The organism is Candidatus Mycobacterium wuenschmannii (genome assembly GCF_030252325.1).
Lineage (GTDB): Bacteria > Actinomycetota > Actinomycetes > Mycobacteriales > Mycobacteriaceae > Mycobacterium > Mycobacterium wuenschmannii.
Genome location: NZ_CP126981.1, coordinates 3,900,928 through 3,915,476, shown reverse-complemented (window position 1 = coordinate 3,915,476; position 14,549 = coordinate 3,900,928). Strand labels below are relative to the sequence as shown.

At 66.0% G+C, this 14,549-nt stretch carries 20 protein-coding genes; 10 read left to right on the top strand and 10 right to left on the bottom strand.

Annotation, left to right across the window (positions count from 1 at the left end):
* The first annotated feature begins 7 nt into the window (after positions 1-7).
* On the top strand, positions 8-526 hold the full coding sequence (gene msrA / locus PT015_RS18880) for a peptide-methionine (S)-S-oxide reductase MsrA (RefSeq protein ID WP_285186465.1): 519 nt from the start codon (positions 8-10) through the stop codon (positions 524-526).
* Positions 527-604: 78 nt separating this feature from the next.
* Here the strand turns inward: msrA and PT015_RS18875 are convergent, their stop codons facing one another.
* Positions 605-1,057 carry a PaaI family thioesterase gene (locus PT015_RS18875; RefSeq protein ID WP_390887860.1) on the bottom strand — a complete coding sequence of 151 codons (453 nt, stop codon included), beginning with the start codon at positions 1,055-1,057 and terminating at the stop codon, positions 605-607.
* Positions 1,058-1,068: 11 nt separating this feature from the next.
* Positions 1,069-2,397, bottom strand: coding sequence for a cytochrome P450 (locus PT015_RS18870; RefSeq protein ID WP_285186464.1), 1,329 nt, complete (start codon positions 2,395-2,397; stop codon positions 1,069-1,071).
* Positions 2,398-2,509: 112 nt separating this feature from the next.
* Here PT015_RS18870 and PT015_RS18865 point away from each other — a divergent pair, with 112 nt between their 5' ends.
* Complete coding sequence (locus tag PT015_RS18865) at positions 2,510-3,124, top strand: TetR/AcrR family transcriptional regulator (protein ID WP_285186463.1); 615 nt, start codon at positions 2,510-2,512, stop codon at positions 3,122-3,124.
* 1 nt (position 3,125) lies between these two features.
* On the opposite strand, the gene PT015_RS18860 is transcribed toward PT015_RS18865, so the two are convergent.
* The 3 genes from PT015_RS18860 to PT015_RS18850 are packed head-to-tail and all read right to left on the bottom strand — an operon-like array spanning position 3,126 to position 6,207.
* Entirely contained in the window at positions 3,126-4,010 is an 885-nt protein-coding gene (locus tag PT015_RS18860; protein WP_285186461.1) for an alpha/beta fold hydrolase, read from the bottom strand.
* Positions 4,011-4,028: 18 nt separating this feature from the next.
* On the bottom strand, positions 4,029-5,138 hold the full coding sequence (locus PT015_RS18855) for a fatty acid desaturase family protein (protein WP_285186460.1): 1,110 nt from the start codon (positions 5,136-5,138) through the stop codon (positions 4,029-4,031).
* A gap of 13 nt (positions 5,139-5,151) precedes the next feature.
* Positions 5,152-6,207, bottom strand: a complete 1,056-nt coding sequence (locus tag PT015_RS18850) for a ferredoxin reductase (RefSeq protein WP_285186458.1) — start codon at positions 6,205-6,207, stop codon at positions 5,152-5,154.
* 69 nt (positions 6,208-6,276) lie between these two features.
* On the opposite strand from PT015_RS18850, the gene PT015_RS18845 reads away from it, so the two are divergent.
* A complete protein-coding gene (locus PT015_RS18845) occupies positions 6,277-6,951 on the top strand; it encodes a TetR family transcriptional regulator (RefSeq protein WP_285186457.1) in 675 nt (224 codons plus the stop codon).
* 7 nt (positions 6,952-6,958) lie between these two features.
* On the opposite strand, the gene PT015_RS18840 is transcribed toward PT015_RS18845, so the two are convergent.
* Complete coding sequence (locus tag PT015_RS18840) at positions 6,959-7,390, bottom strand: MarR family winged helix-turn-helix transcriptional regulator (protein WP_285186456.1); 432 nt, start codon at positions 7,388-7,390, stop codon at positions 6,959-6,961.
* 55 nt (positions 7,391-7,445) lie between these two features.
* On the opposite strand from PT015_RS18840, the gene PT015_RS18835 reads away from it, so the two are divergent.
* Genes PT015_RS18835 through PT015_RS18825 form a run of 3 tightly spaced genes read left to right on the top strand, consistent with a single transcriptional unit; the run spans position 7,446 to position 9,653 of the window.
* Positions 7,446-7,772 carry an antibiotic biosynthesis monooxygenase family protein gene (locus PT015_RS18835; protein ID WP_285186455.1) on the top strand — a complete coding sequence of 109 codons (327 nt, stop codon included), beginning with the start codon at positions 7,446-7,448 and terminating at the stop codon, positions 7,770-7,772.
* Positions 7,773-7,779: 7 nt separating this feature from the next.
* On the top strand, positions 7,780-8,574 hold the full coding sequence (locus tag PT015_RS18830) for a DUF427 domain-containing protein (protein ID WP_285186453.1): 795 nt from the start codon (positions 7,780-7,782) through the stop codon (positions 8,572-8,574).
* 5 nt (positions 8,575-8,579) lie between these two features.
* On the top strand, positions 8,580-9,653 hold the full coding sequence (locus tag PT015_RS18825; protein ID WP_285186451.1) for a DUF4185 domain-containing protein: 1,074 nt from the start codon (positions 8,580-8,582) through the stop codon (positions 9,651-9,653).
* Here the strand turns inward: PT015_RS18825 and PT015_RS18820 are convergent.
* The gene (locus PT015_RS18820) at positions 9,605-9,889 is read right to left on the bottom strand and encodes a hypothetical protein (protein WP_285186450.1); all 285 of its coding nucleotides are present in this window, start codon (positions 9,887-9,889) and stop codon (positions 9,605-9,607) included. The two genes, PT015_RS18825 and PT015_RS18820, sit on opposite strands and share 49 nt — an antisense overlap.
* Positions 9,890-9,927: 38 nt before the next feature.
* Positions 9,928-10,542, bottom strand: coding sequence for a GNAT family N-acetyltransferase (locus PT015_RS18815; RefSeq protein WP_285186448.1), 615 nt, complete (start codon positions 10,540-10,542; stop codon positions 9,928-9,930).
* 28 nt (positions 10,543-10,570) lie between these two features.
* On the opposite strand from PT015_RS18815, the gene PT015_RS18810 reads away from it, so the two are divergent.
* Entirely contained in the window at positions 10,571-11,860 is a 1,290-nt protein-coding gene (locus PT015_RS18810) for an acyl-CoA dehydrogenase family protein (RefSeq protein WP_285186447.1), read from the top strand.
* Here PT015_RS18810 and PT015_RS18805 read toward each other — a convergent pair.
* Both PT015_RS18805 and PT015_RS18800 read right to left on the bottom strand, forming a co-directional pair.
* The gene (locus PT015_RS18805) at positions 11,857-12,756 is read right to left on the bottom strand and encodes an alpha/beta fold hydrolase (protein ID WP_285186446.1); all 900 of its coding nucleotides are present in this window, start codon (positions 12,754-12,756) and stop codon (positions 11,857-11,859) included. The genes PT015_RS18810 and PT015_RS18805 overlap by 4 nt on opposite strands.
* Positions 12,757-12,762: 6 nt before the next feature.
* Positions 12,763-13,218 (bottom strand): MaoC family dehydratase, encoded by a 456-nt coding sequence (locus PT015_RS18800; RefSeq protein WP_285186445.1) that lies wholly within the window; start codon positions 13,216-13,218, stop codon positions 12,763-12,765.
* A 127-nt stretch (positions 13,219-13,345) separates the two neighbouring features.
* On the opposite strand from PT015_RS18800, the gene PT015_RS18795 reads away from it, so the two are divergent.
* From PT015_RS18795 to PT015_RS18785, 3 genes are read left to right on the top strand one after another with little or no spacing between them, the layout of a single operon-like run.
* On the top strand, positions 13,346-13,540 hold the full coding sequence (locus PT015_RS18795; protein ID WP_285186443.1) for a hypothetical protein: 195 nt from the start codon (positions 13,346-13,348) through the stop codon (positions 13,538-13,540).
* Positions 13,541-13,547: 7 nt separating this feature from the next.
* Positions 13,548-14,045: a metallophosphoesterase family protein gene (locus tag PT015_RS18790; RefSeq protein WP_285186442.1), complete on the top strand. Its 498-nt coding sequence runs from the start codon at positions 13,548-13,550 to the stop codon at positions 14,043-14,045.
* A gap of 56 nt (positions 14,046-14,101) precedes the next feature.
* On the top strand, positions 14,102-14,548 hold the full coding sequence (locus PT015_RS18785) for a MarR family winged helix-turn-helix transcriptional regulator (protein ID WP_285186440.1): 447 nt from the start codon (positions 14,102-14,104) through the stop codon (positions 14,546-14,548).
* Position 14,549: the final 1 nt, after the last annotated feature.

The window sequence follows — 14,549 nt, the reverse complement described above, 5'->3', positions numbered from 1 at the left end:
CGGAGAGATGACGGACTACAGCAAGGCAATCCTGGCCGGCGGCTGCTTCTGGGGCATGCAGGACCTGATCCGTAAGCAGGTCGGCGTGGTGTCCACCCGGGTCGGCTACACCGGCGACCCGAGCGTCCCGAACGCGACCTACCGCAACCACGGCACGCACGCCGAGGCGATCGAGATCGTCTACGACCCGGCCGCGACCAATTTCCGCAACATCCTGGAGTTCTTCTTCCAGATTCACGACCCCACCACGAAGAACCGGCAGGGCAACGACGTCGGCCCCAGCTACCGTTCGGCGATCTTCTACGTCGACGAGGACCAGCACCGCGTCGCGCTGGACACCATCGCCGACGTCGAGGCGTCCGGCTTGTGGCCGGGGAAGGTCGTGACCGAAGTCAGCCCCGCCGGTGACTTCTGGCAGGCCGAACCCGAGCACCAGGACTATCTGGAGCACTACCCGAGCGGGTACACCTGCCACTACATCCGGCCGGACTGGAAGCTGCCGCGGCGCGCGAGCGTCGACAGCTAGCTCCGCGAAACAGAACCCAGGGCTGCGATTGCCGCCAAGCCGCGACCCTCACTTCTGGTTTACGGCGGGCAACGGCGGCTAACGCCCGATCGCGCGAAGCTGATACAGCCCCTTGGTGGTGGCGACGGTCTTGCCGTCGGCGTCGGTCACCGTCGCCTCGAGCGTGAAATCGGACTTGCCGCGCTCAGCCGCCTCGGCCTCGATCCGCGCGATCGTCTCGTCGTCCAGGCTGGCCTCGGCCCGTAACTCCGACTTGGCCATCCCGACGAACGAGATGTCGAGGTTCTTGACCAACGGAAAATACTTCGAACTGTCGAAGGTGCTGAGACTGATAATGCCGCCGAGTATTTCGGCCACGGTGAACTGCACGCCGGCATAGATCACGCCGAAGTGGTTGCCGTTGCCCTCGACCGGGACGGTGGCGGCGGCGAAGCCGCGGCGGGCCTCCACGACGTGCACACCCATGTTCTTCGCGGTCGGGATCGTCGATCCCAGAGCGGCGTTCATCGTTTCGACAAGCTGATCGGTCACGATCGAAGATCTTAGCGCCGACGAACGGTGATCTTTCCGCCGTCCTTTGGCGTATAGGCGACGCCGCGCGCGTGGATCCGCTCGTCCGGCGCGGTGGTTGCCTCGATCGTGAAGTGGCGCAACACCGTTCGCAGCACCACGTCCATCTCCACGTTGGCGAACACGGCTCCGACACAGCGCCGGGTACCGCCGCCGTAGGGTATCCACGAAAAGCTGGGCGGCTTGGTCCCGACGAATCGTTGCGGGTCGAATCGTTCGGGGTCGGGGAACAACTCGGGGTCGCCGTGCAGCCGCGCAATGCTGACGATGAGGGTGTGGTGGCGGGGGACCGACCAGTCGCCGAGTTCGTAGGTCGGCGCGTAGACGTGCCGGCCGACAGCGTCGATAACCGTTCGGCTGCGCTGCGTTTCGAGGATCGTCGCCTGGCGTAGCTCGTTGTCGTCGGTGACCGCCTCGGCCGCGAGGGCGCTGAGCACCCCTGGATGGCGACTCACCCGCTCGAAGGTCCACGCGAGCGCGGAGGCGGTGGTTTCGTGTCCGGCCGCGAGCAGGGTCAGCAGCTCGTCGCCGATGTCTTCGCGGCTCATCGCCGTGCCGTCCTCGTAGGTGCTGCGCAGCATCATCGCCAGCACATCGTTGCGGTCGTCGAAGTACGGGTCGCCGCGTTCGTCGTCGATCAGCTTGTCGATGACGGCGTCGTAGCGGGCCCGCCACTCCTTGAGCCGACCCCACGGCGTGTAACGGCCGTACGTACGAGGGGGTTTGGGCAGCGTCGCCAGCCGCGAGCCCAGCGTCACCCACGGCGGGATGATCCGGCGCAGCTCGTCGAGTTCGGCACCCTCGGCGCCGAAGACCGCCCGCAGAATGGCGTTGAGGGTGATCCGCATCGTGGACGGCAACGTCGCGAACGGCGTGCGCTCCGGCCAGTCGGCGATCTCGCGCAGCGTCTCCTCTTCGATGATCGTCTCGTAGTTCGTGATGCTCCTGCCGTGGAACGGCGGCGCCAGCAACCGGCGGCGTTGCCGGTGGTCGTCGCGGTCCAGCGCGAACACCGATCCCGAGCCGAGTAGCCGGCTCAGGTTGGGCTGGATGTTGCCGAGGACATCGGGGCTGGTGGTAAAGATCTGCTTGGCCAGCTGCGGATTGGCGACCACCACCATCGGCCCGTAGATCGGCACGTGGCACGAGAAGACATCTCCGTAGCGTTCCGACGCGAGCTGCACAAACTGGCGCCGGAACAGCGCGAACGTCAAGCCTTGCAGTGGCTTTGGCAGCCGCGGCCCGGGTGGCAAGTTGATGGCAGACGTGGACGGCGCCACGTGTGTCTCGACGGTGCTCATGGCGGTGAACTCCCAACGTCGCCGCGTGGTACTGCGCCGTACCACGTTTCTGTCAGGTACGGTACCGTCTGGTACCAAGCGCTGGCAAGGGTTGACGTCCAAAGGGGGCGACGTGGAGGCAACCGTCGCGCACGACGCCACTTCCGCGTCGGCGGACATCGACCCGTTCCGGCAACGGTTACTCGACGGCCTGGCCGCCGCGATCGACGAGCGCGGCTACCGCGCCAGCACGGTGGCCGACATCGTCCGGCACGCCCGCACCTCCAAGCGCACGTTCTACGACCAGTTCGCCGGCAAAGAGGAGTGCTTCCACGAACTGCTGCACGCCAGCGTCGAAATGCTCGGCGAGCGCATCAGCGCCGCGGTCGATCCGAAGGCCAACTGGCAGAACCAGATTCGGCAGGCCGTCGAGGCCTACGTCGAGCACATCGAGTCGACGCCCGGGCTCACCCTGGCCTGGATTCGCGAACTGCCGTCGCTGGATGCCGCCGCGCGACCGTCGCAGCGGCGCAATACCCAACTGCTGACCAGCCTGCTGGTCAGCCTCAGCGACACCCCGTCGATGCGCAGCGCCGACCTTCCACCGCTGACCGAGGCGAAGGCGGTGATCCTGGTCGGCGGGCTGCGCGAGCTGACGGCGCAGGTGGTCGAGGACGGACACAGTCCGCGCGACATCGTCGAGCCCGGCGTGCAGGCCGCGATCGCGCTGCTCGGCTACCGCTACTGAGCTACGCCGCCAAGAACTTTCGCAGCCGGTCCAGCACCAGGTCCGGTCGCTGCTCGACGATCCAGTGACCGACCCCGTCGACCAACTCGACCTCGAAGTCGTCGATGTGCTCGCCGTAGCCGTCGATCAGGTCAGGCGTGAGCACCGGGTCGGCCGTGCCGCTCAGCCAGCGGACCGGGACCTGGACCCGGGCGTTGTTGAATTCGCCTCGTAGCCAACGCAACATCTCGGTGCTCTGGAAAGTCCGGTACCACCGCGAGCCGGCGACCCCGTGCCCCGGTTGACGCATGCACTCGACGTACAGCGCGACGTTCTCGTCGGGCACCCGGAATCCGCCGCCCACCCAGGACGCCAGCATGTTGAAGTAGCGAGCCTTGCGATCGGCGATCAGCCGCGGCCCGATGACCGGCAGCAGCATCGGGATCTGGTACCAGAATCGCCAGATGTTGCGAATCGACGACAGGTCGCGCTTCACGAACGGCGCGGCGGTATTGAGGCCGAAGAAGCCGGATACCTTCGCCGGGTGGCGCAGCATCATGATGAACGCCACCGGCCCGCCCCAGTCGTGGGCCACCAGCTTCACCGGCCCGACGCCCAACCGGTCCAGTACGGCCGCCAGGTCGTCGGCCATGTCGTTCTTCAGATAGCGCGAGCGCGGCGCGGAACTCCAACCGGCGCCGCGTAAGTCGGGGCACAGCACGCGGTATCCGTCGGCGACCAGCGGACCGATCAACTCGTGCCACTCCCACCAGTTCTCCGGGAAGCCGTGCACCAGCATCACCGGCGGGCCCTCGGCCGGACCCGCGTCGGCGATGTGGATCGTCACCCCGTCGCCCAGGTCGATGTACTTGTGATCGACACCGTCGAGCTCGGGCATCTGCACCATGACTGGCAACGTAGCCGATCAGGCTGCGACGCGTTCCCGTTCCTTCGGCGCGACATGACCGTCGCGGTCCTTGGGCGGCAGGGCCAGCTTGAGGATCTTGCGCACGACGGTGCCGAATTGCTTGGGCAACGAGCCCGAGTTGTACGGAATGCCGTAGCGCTTGCAGATCTCCTGCACTTCGCCGGCGATCTCGGAGTAGCGGTGCGCCGGCATGTCCGGGAACAGGTGGTGCTCGATCTGGTGTGACAGGTGACCGGACAGAATGTGGAAGAGCTTGCCCCCGGTCAGGTTCGCCGAACCGAGAACCTGACGGAAGTACCACATCCCGCGGGACTCGCCCTGGGTCTCCTCGATGGTGAATTCCTGTGTGCCATCCGGGAAGTGGCCGCAGAAGATGATCATGTAAGACCACACGTTGCGCATCAGGTTGGCGGTCAAGTTGCCCGTGAACACGAACGGGGCGAACGGTCCGGCCAGCAGCGGGAAGGCCACATAGTCCTTGAGCACCTGCTTGCGGGTCTTGCGCCAGATCTCTTGCAGGATCTCGCGTTTGTCCGCCAGCCGAATCTCGCCGGAGGTGATGCGCTCGCTTTCCATCTCATGCAGCGCCACCCCGTACTGGAACAGCACCATCAACAGGAAGGCGTACACCGGGTTGCCCAGGTAGTAGGGCCGCCACGGCTGGTCCTCGCTCATCCGCAGGATGCCGTAGCCGATGTCGCGGTCCATACCGACGATGTTGGTGTGGGTGTGGTGCATGTAGTTGTGCGAGTGCCGCCACTGGTCGGCCGGGCACGCGGTGTCCCACTCGAACTCCTGGCCGCGGATCGACGGATCACGCATCCAGTCGTACTGGCCGTGCATGATGTTGTGGCCGATCTCCATGTTGTCGAGGATCTTTGAGATCCCCAGCATGGCGGTGCCGGCCAGCCAGGCGGGCGGGAAAATGCCGGCCATCAGCAACGCGCGGCCACCGACCTCGAGGCCGCGCTGCGCCTTGATGACCTTGCGGATGTAGTCGGCGTCGCGCTGGCCGAGGTCGGCCATCACGCGATCTTTGATGGCGTCGAGCTCGGCGCCGAACGCGTCGGCCTGCTCGGGGGTCAGGGTGATTTTGGGCTGTGTCATGTCGAAGCCTCCTTTAGAGTGCGATGTCGACGTCGCCGACCGGGACGGACACACAGATCTGCACGTCCTCGTCGGGGGTGGTCGACACCGCGCCGCTGGTCAGGTTGCGCACCACGCCGCTGGTCTTGCGACGGGTGCAGGTGTGGCAGATGCCCATCCGGCATCCACTGGCAGGGTTCAGGCCGGCCGACTCCGCCTGCTCGAGCAGCGAGCGGCCGTCGTCGGTGACCTCAATAGCGCTGTCCGCGAACATGACTCGTCCGCCGGACGGCTCGACCGGAATGTCGAACGCCGGCGGAACAAAGCTCTCCGATCGCGCGTTCGGGCAGTGCTCGCGGACCGCATCGACCAAAGGCGCTGGGCCGCAGACAAACACGGCGTCGGGCTCAGGCATGGCGGCCGCCAGGTGGTCTGCGCCGAAGTGGCCCTGCAGGTCGCCGTCGTCCGAACGGCTGTAGCCGTGCAGCACCCGAACACCGGGCATCGCGGCGAGCTCGTCGTGATAGTTCGCGGCGGCGCGGTTGCGCGCGTAATGCACGAACGCGATCTCGCCGGCGTGGCCCTCGTCAATCAACGTGCGCAGCATCGCGATGACGGGGGTGATCCCGCTGCCGCCGGAGACGAACAGGATGCGGCGGGGACGCTGGGCCGGGAGGACGAAGTCGCCACCGACTGCAGTCAGTCCGACGACCATGCCGGGGCGTGCGTGCTCGTACAGGTAGGTCGAAACCAGGCCACCGTGATGCTTGCCGACGGTCAGTTCGATGTGTGCGGCGCCCTCGGCGTTGGCCGGCGAGTAACACCGGGTGTGGCGGCGGCCGTCGATCTCGACCGCGACATTGACGTACTGCCCTGCGGACACCGTGTCGGTGAACGCTTGATTCGGGACCAGCACCAGGGTGACGCTGCGCGGGGTGTCGCGGCGCACCTCGACGACCTTGCCGCGGCCCTCGGCGCGCGTCCATGCGGCGTCTACGACCTCGGTGTACCGGTCAACGCCATGCGGACCGGTGAGCAGGTTGACCAGATCGGAACCCAGTACTCGCTGCTTCAAAGTTTGAGTGAACATGTGTATACGGTGCGTGCAGATAGTGCACTTCGTCAAGGGTTTTCCCAGGTCTGTGTTACGGTTCACACGGTGAACAGTCGTGCGCCTAGCTCACGGCCGCACCGGTCGAGCCGGTCGCGGAGCCGTGAAGGACCGTCCCGCGAGGAGCGCAAAGAAGCGACTCGCCGGGCGATCGTGGCCGCCGCACTCAAGCTTCTCGACGAACGCAGCTTCAGCGGCCTGAGCCTGCGCGAGGTGACCCGCGAGGCGGGCATCGTTCCGGGTGCGTTCTACCGCCACTTCGAATCGATGGAGGCGCTCGGGCTGGTCCTGATCGACGAATCGTTCCGGACCTTGCGCGACATGCTGCGCGGTGCCCGCGCCGGCAAGCTCGACCCCAGCCGGGTCATCGAATCGTCCGTCGAGATCGTGGTCGCCAGCGTCACCGAACGCCGCGAGCACTGGACGTTCATCGGTCGCGAACGCTCGAGCGGCGTGACCGTGCTGCGCTACGCCATTCGCACCGAGTTCCGGCTCGTCACCTCCGAACTCGCCACCGACCTTGCGCGCTTCCCGGGGCTCAACACCTGGAGTACCGACGACCTCAACGTGCTCGCGCAGTTGTTCGTGAACTCGATGATCGTGATCGCCGAGGCGCTCGAGGACGCACAGACCCCCGAGGCCATCGACGAGATTCGTCAGACGGCGGTCAAGCAGCTACGGATGATCGTCATCGGCATTACCGGCTGGCGCAGCAACCCCTGATCGCCCGCTAGCCCTCCAGGTTCTGGGCGCAACGTAACAGCAAGTCTGCGACCGCTCGACGGTCTCGTACCGAAACACCCTGCAGCATAATGTCTTCCACGCTGAACACCGCATCGTGTGCGGCGCTGAGCCGCCGCGATCCCTGCCTCGTCAGCGCCAACGACTGAGCCCGCCCGCGCGTTTCCGCCGCGGCGTTCTCGATCAGACCCGCAGAGCGCAGTCCCGTCAGCACGTCCTGCAGTGACTGACGGGTGACAAAGCACAGCCGTGCCAGCTCGGCCGCCGACGCCTCGGGATGTTCCTTCAACGCCCGCAGCGTCGTGTATTGCGCCATCGACAACCCCGTGGGTTTCAGCGCGGCATCGCATTCGCGCCGCAGCCCTTGTTGAACCCGCTTCACCAGATAGCCGATCGAGCGTTCGGCGTCGGACGGTTGCATGACAGGAACCTTACACTTATAGTTTCGTCAGGAACCTGACATACAAGGAGGCATCATGACCGTCATCACCCCTCACGCCGACCACGCGACGCTGATCAACGTGTTCACCGTCGAACCCGAGAACGCCGAACAACTCGCCGCACTGCTGACCGAAGCCACCGAGGACGTGATGCAGTACGTCGACGAATTCGTCTCGGCGAACATCCACGTCAGCACTGACGGCACCCGGGTAGTCAATTACGCGCAGTGGCGGGACGCCGCTGCGATGCAGGCGATGCAGCAGAACCCGACTGCCCGCGAGCACATGGGCAAGTGCGCTGAGCTGGCAATCGGCTTCGAGCCGCACCTGTACACCGTCGAATCGGTGCATCCCGCGCCATAGTGGAGTGATGGGGACCAGGATGAGAGACCTGCTCGACGACGCGTTGAAATCGCTACGGTACGAACCGACCGAGAAGCGCCTGCGGATCTACCTGAACGACGCGCTGGTGGCCGACACCGTGAACGGGTTGCTGGTGTGGGAGCCACGTCGGCTGGTCCCGACGTATGCGCTGCCGCAGACCGACTTCGCAGCGAGGCTGGAATCGGCGGGCCGGGTCGACGACGTATCCGGGCTGCCGGTCCTGGTTCCGACCAATCCCTTTGCGACACATAGCTGTACCGGCGAGGTGTTCGACGTGGTTGTCGAAGGCCGACGCTGCCCCTCGGCGGCTTTCCAGCCGGACGACCCCGACCTGGCCGGCTACCTCACCATTGACTTCAGCGCCTTCGACTGGCGCGAGGAAGACGAACCGGTCGTCTCGCATCCACACGACCCGTTCAAGCGCATCGATATCCTCGCTAGCACCCGTCACGTTCGGATCGAGTCGGACGGGCGGGTGCTGGCCGAGTCGTCGCGGCCGCTGCTGCTGTTCGAGACCGGCCTGCCGACCCGGTTCTACCTGCCGCCCGCCGACCTCATCGCCGATCTCCAATCGTCCGACACCGTCAGCGATTGCGCCTACAAGGGCCGCGCGTCGTATTTCTCGGCGCCGGGCGGACCGGCTGATATCGCGTGGACCTACCGCGATCCACTGCGCGAAGCCGAGCCCGTACGCGACCACGTCGCGTTCTTCAACGAGCGGCTCGACATCACCGTCGACGGGCAGCGACGCGAACGGCCCGTCACCCCGTTCTCGGACTGACCTTCGTGCGTCGCGAAGGCAAGCTTGCCGACATCACCGGCCCCGGGCTCACCGACCGGTGGGGCGTCAACTGCACCGACCTCGGCGCATCGGTGACGGCCCCCGACGGGTCACTGGTCTCGGTCTTCGGCGATACCTTCTCGGGTGACGCAGTCGGACAAGGACATTGGCGCTCACCGGTGATCCTGATCGGGACCGGCGACGCCCACCATCCGATCAGCTACCGGCGGGCCGGCGGCCCCGACCGCGAGTTCGCGCATCAGCTGTGGCGCTACGAGCACCGAACCGGCCCGAACGGCCGTCCGCGCCGCGGCATCAGCACCGTGATCCCGTCCGATCTGCTCCGGGTGGGCGATTCGCTGTATCTACACGCGATCGTCAACCGCGGCTTCGGCAACGTGGTGTGGACCGAGATCTGGCGGTCCGACGACAGCGCCGTGTCCTGGCGGCGCTTGGGCGCCACCTTTCCGGCCGGCCTGCACGACGGCCACGCGCAATGCTGGAGCTGGGACCACGATCCCGTCGACGGCTGGATCTACGTGGCCTCCACCGGTTTTCAGCGCGACAAGGGAATCATCCTGCAACGGGTACGCCCCGAGCACATCGCCGATCGACGAAAGTACGTCAGCTGGGGCCGCGCAAAGGGCTTGTGGTCGTGGGGTGCTCGTCCGACACCGGTCACACCCGCCGGCGAGGCTTGGGGCGAGCTGTCGCTGCGCCGACTCGACAGCGGCAGATGGGTTCTGGGCGGATTTCTGGCATCGCAGTACGCGCTGGGATACCGCGTGATGAGTTCGCCCACGGCGGTGCGCAACGCGACCCTGCAGATCCCGGTCGTCGGATCGAGTTGGGACGACGAAGACCACGCCGGCGGACGAGTCGCACAACTCTATGGCGGCTACGTCCTGCCGGGGTCGAAGCTGGACGCGGTCGGCGGCGTCGGTCTGGTGGTGTCGCAATGGCACACGGCCGACGGATGGCCCTACCGCGCGATGCAATTCCGCGTGACCGTGCACGACACCACACGCACTCACCGTCCGAAAAGGGACTCGCCGTCCTCGGGGGTTCCACTGATCTGACCGTGATGCTGGTGCGCCGGACGCTCGTCGGGGCCGGCGTCCTCCAGCACGTCGGGTTCCTCTTCGGCGAGCCGCTGGTCGAGGGACTCGCCTTCGCGTTCTTCGCGGGCGGTCACCCCGAACTTGTTCGCCTCGCTCCAGTCGTCGGGCGGGGTGACGACGGTGTCGCCGTCGTCATTGCGGACCTCGTCGGCGTCGGTCGCTTCGCTTGGCCTCAGGGTGTCGTCGTCAGGCATGGGCAGTCGATTGCCCTCGGGCCCCGACAGCTAAACACCTACCGCGGCGGGCGCCACATCGGCCACAGCGTCGGACCGCCCCGGGGGATGACGATCTCGCTCACCACCTGGAAGCCGAACCGCTCGTAGTAGGGAATGTTGTCTTCCTTGCTCGATTCCAGGTAGCAGGGCGCGTGCTCGGCGTCGACACGGTCGAGACGCGACTGCATCAACGCCTGCCCGTAGCCCTTGCCGCGCACCGCGGGATCGCTGCCGATCACCGCGAGATACCAGTGCGGCTCCTCGGGGTGTTGCGCCTTCATCGTCGCGAACAACTCGCCGAGCCGACGGCCCATCGACAGTCGCGGCCCGAACCCGAGGGCGAACGACGGCAGCATCCTGAGCTGCTCCCCCGTCGACTGCTGCCAGCGGCCCGGCGGATCCCAGAGCGCCGCCGCACCAATCGTCGACCCGTCGGTGGCCACCTCCACACCCCCGCCGGCCAGATGATGGTGCCGGGTGACGGTGCCGAAGAACTTGCGCAGGCTCTTCACTCGCGCCTTCTCTTCCGGCATCATCCAGACCGTCACCGGGTCGTCGAAGAACGCGTGGGCAAGCGCCTGCGCCAACTCGGGAACGTCGGCTTTGCGCCCGGGGCGCGTGTGGATTGTCATCGCGAGCCAGAGTAGTAGCGTCCCAGACGTGTGGGACTTCGAAACCGACCCTGAATACCAGATGAAACTGGACTGGGTCGAAGAATTCATGGTCAACGAACTCGAGCCGCTCGACCTGGTATCGCTCGACCCGTACGACAAGAAGGACCCCGAGACCATGGCGGTCCTACGACCGCTGCAGCAGCAGGTCCGCGAGCACGGGTTGTGGGCCGCGCATCTCAAACCCGAACTCGGCGGACAGGGCTATGGCCAGGTGAAGCTGGCGCTGCTCAACGAGATCCTGGGCCGTTCGCGGTGGGCGCCGTCGGTGTTCGGCTCCCAGGCACCCGACTCCGGCAACGCCGAGATCCTTGCTCTATTCGGCACGCCTGAGCAGAAGACCCGCTACCTGGAGCCTCTGCTGGCGGGCGACATCACCTCCTGCTACTCGATGACCGAGCCGCAGGGCGGTTCCGATCCCGGCCTGTTCGAGACGCGCGCCGAACGCGACGGGGACGACTGGGTGATCAACGGCGAGAAGTGGTTCTCCACCAACGCGCGGCACGCGACTTTCTTCATCGTCATGGCCGTCACGAATCCCGACGCGCGCACCCGCGACAAGATGTCGTTGTTCATCGTCCCGGCCGGCACCCCCGGCGTAGAGATCATCCGCAACGTCGGGGTCGGGACCGACTCGCACGCCACCCACGGCTACGTCCGCTACGCCGACGTCCGAGTGCCTGCCGATCACATCCTCGGCGGCGAGGGCGACGCATTCGCCATCGCGCAGACCCGGTTGGGCGGCGGACGCATCCACCACGCTATGCGCACGATTGCGTTGGCCCGCAAGGCATTCGACATGATGTGTGAGCGAGCGGTATCGCGGCAAACCCGGATGGGGCCACTGTCTAACTTTCAGATGACACAGGAGAAGATCGCCGACAGCTGGATCCAGATCGAGCAGTTTCGGCTGCTGGTGCTGCGCACCGCGTGGTTGATCGACAAGCATCACGACTACCAGAAGGTGCGCCGCGACATCGCCGCCGTCAAGGTCGCGATGCCCACGGTGTTGCACGACGTGGTTCAGCGCGCGCTGCACCTGCACGGCGCGCTCGGAGTGTCCAACGAGATGCCGTTCGTCAAGATGATGATCGCTGCGGAGTCGCTGGGCATCGCCGACGGCGCGACCGAACTGCACAAGATGACCGTGGCCCGGCGCACGTTGCGCGAATACGAGCCCGTAACAACGCCTTTCCCGTCGCAGCATCTGCCGACGAGGCGCGAGCAGGCGCAAGCGCGCCTGGCCGAACGCCTCGAGCACGCCGTCGCCGAGTTCTAGGCCGTCACCCGGTCGATGTGCGCGAGGAAGTGCTCCAGTACCGCCTCCGGCGCCTCGAGTTGTGGCCAGTGCCCGATGTCTTCGGCGAGCATCACCACGTCGGCGCCGGGGATCACCTCGGCGTAGCGGCGGGCCATGTGCGCCCCGGAGTTCGGGTCGATCGGTCCGTCGATCAATCGCATTGACACGTCGGTCTCGCGCATCGCCCGTACCCACCGATTCCGGTGGGTGTGACGGTCTTTGATGAAGCGCCCCACTTTGTGCAGCACCCGCCGACCGTCGTTGTAACCGAGGATTTGATGGAAGACCTCCATCATGTGCGGGGTTGGTTTGGTGTTGGGGCCGAACATCTCCCGCAGTGTCGGCTCCAGCACGCGTCGCGATACCGGACTGTTCTGCAGCGGACTCAGGATGTCGCCCAACGGAGTTCCCGACAGCAGCTTCTGCGCCGCCCGCGGCGTATAGGTCTCGACGAACATGCCGCCGTTGAGCCAGGTGATCGAGTCGATAGTCAGCGATCCGTATGCGGGCTGGCCAAACTCGTGACGCGCCAACAGTTCCTGGCCCACCGAGTCACCGAGATCGTGCGCCAAAATGTGAGCGGAACGGATACCCAGGTGTTCCAATAAGGCCTCGTGCATATCGGCGTGGTCGTGCACCGAGTACTCGTAGTGAACCGGCTTCGCCGAGAAGCCCATGCCCATCATGTCCGGTGCAATGACGGTGAACCGCTGCGTCAACGTTGGCCAGATGGGTTGCCAGTCAAACGAGTTGAACGGGTAGCCGTGAATCAATAGCAGCGGCGGGCCGCTGCCCTCGACCCGGTAGAAGACGTCGAAGCCGAGATAGTCGAAGTAGAGTCCATCGTCCAGCCAGGAGGCCAGCGCAGCATCCATGATCACTCAGGAGATGTAGCGGACGACGCTCTCGGCGACGCACGCCGGCTTGTCGCTGCCCTCGACCTCGACGGTGGTCGACACCGTCGCCTGAGTCGCGCCGTCGCCGAGATCCTGGACGTCGACGAGCGAGCTCTTGGCGCGCACCCGCGAGCCGACCGGGACCGGCGAAGGGAAACGAACCTTGTTGAGGCCGTAGTTGATTGCGAGTTTGATGCCGTTGACCGTGTACATCTGGTGTTGCAGTCGCGGCAGCAGCGCCAGCGTCATGAATCCGTGCGCGATGGTCTTGCCGAACGGTCCCTTCGCCGCCCGCTCCGGGTCGACGTGGATCCACTGGTGATCACCGGTCGCGTCGGCGAACAGGTTGACGTCTTCCTGGCTGATGGTCACCCAGTCGCTCTCGCCGATGCTTTCGCCCTTGATCGAGGCAAGGTCGGCGACGGAATCGAAGGTGCGCATGGCGTTTCTCTCCTTTGAGTGGGCCCACGGACAACGCGGGCGGCGCTGGTAAGCATCGTGCCACCTGGCGGCATCGGCCCCAGCACCGGGATGTTTCGCCTGGAATGCCGTCCGGGTAACCACCACCATGCGATTTTGGCGCCGTAAAGGCCATAAGGCCGAAGACGATGTCGAGCGGGAGACGCACGAGGCCCGCTCGCGCAAAGGCGTCCACGGTGACGGCCACTACGTCGGCCGGACCATCGGTCACGACGACGCCCTCGACGTCGGCGAAACCGGCGCGGAAGCCCGCGGTCAGGACCAGTCATCACCGCCCGCATGATGGCCAGGTGAAGTTGCTGCTACTCGCCGACACCCACGTCCCACGACGGGCCCGTGAGTTGCCGGCGCGGGTGTGGGACGAAGTTGCTCGAGCCGATGTCGTCATCCATGCCGGCGACTGGGTGGTGCCGGAACTCCTCGACGAATTGGCCGCCCGGTCGGCCCGACTGATCGCCTGCTGGGGCAACAACGACGGGCCCGAGCTGCGGGCGCGGCTGCCCGAACGCGCCGACACGGTGCTCGACGGGCTGCGCTTGACCGTCACCCACGAGACCGGCGGTAGCGCCGGTCGCGACGCCCGGATGTCGCGGCACTACCCCGACACCGACGTGCTGGTGTTCGGCCACAGCCACATCCCCTGGGACACCACCACCAGCACCGGTCTGCGACTGCTGAACCCCGGTTCGCCGACGGATCGACGCAGGCAGCCGTTCTGCACCTACATGACGACGAGCATCAATGACGGGGTTCTCGCTGACGTGGTACTGCATCGTCTGCAGAAGTAGCTCGCTGCTAGCTCGGACATAGCCTCTACACATACTTAGCTCGTAAACAGATACAAGTGAACACTCTCATCGACCCGGTCACCGAGGTATCACGCGTCGTCGGCAGGTTTCGCCGGCAACTCCGCCGCTCGTCCGGACAGGGCTTCGACTCGGCCCGCGTGACCGAGTCGCAATCAGAGTTGCTGTGGCTGGTCGCCCGGCAGCCCGGCATCTCGGTCAGCGCCGCCGCAGCGGAGTTGGGGCTCGTCGCCAACACCGCCTCGACGCTGGTGTCCAAGCTGGTCAACAAGGGCTACCTGGTCCGCACCGCGGATGAGACCGACCGCCGGGTCGGTCAGTTGCGTCTGGCCGGCGCGGCCCAGCAGATCGTCGACACCTCCCGCGCGGCGCGGCGCGCCATGCTGGCCGACGTGATCGAGGGACTCGGTGACGACCAAATCGAAGACCTGACAAAAGGTTTGGCAGTGCTCGACACCCTGACCCGACGACTACAGGAGCGCTGAC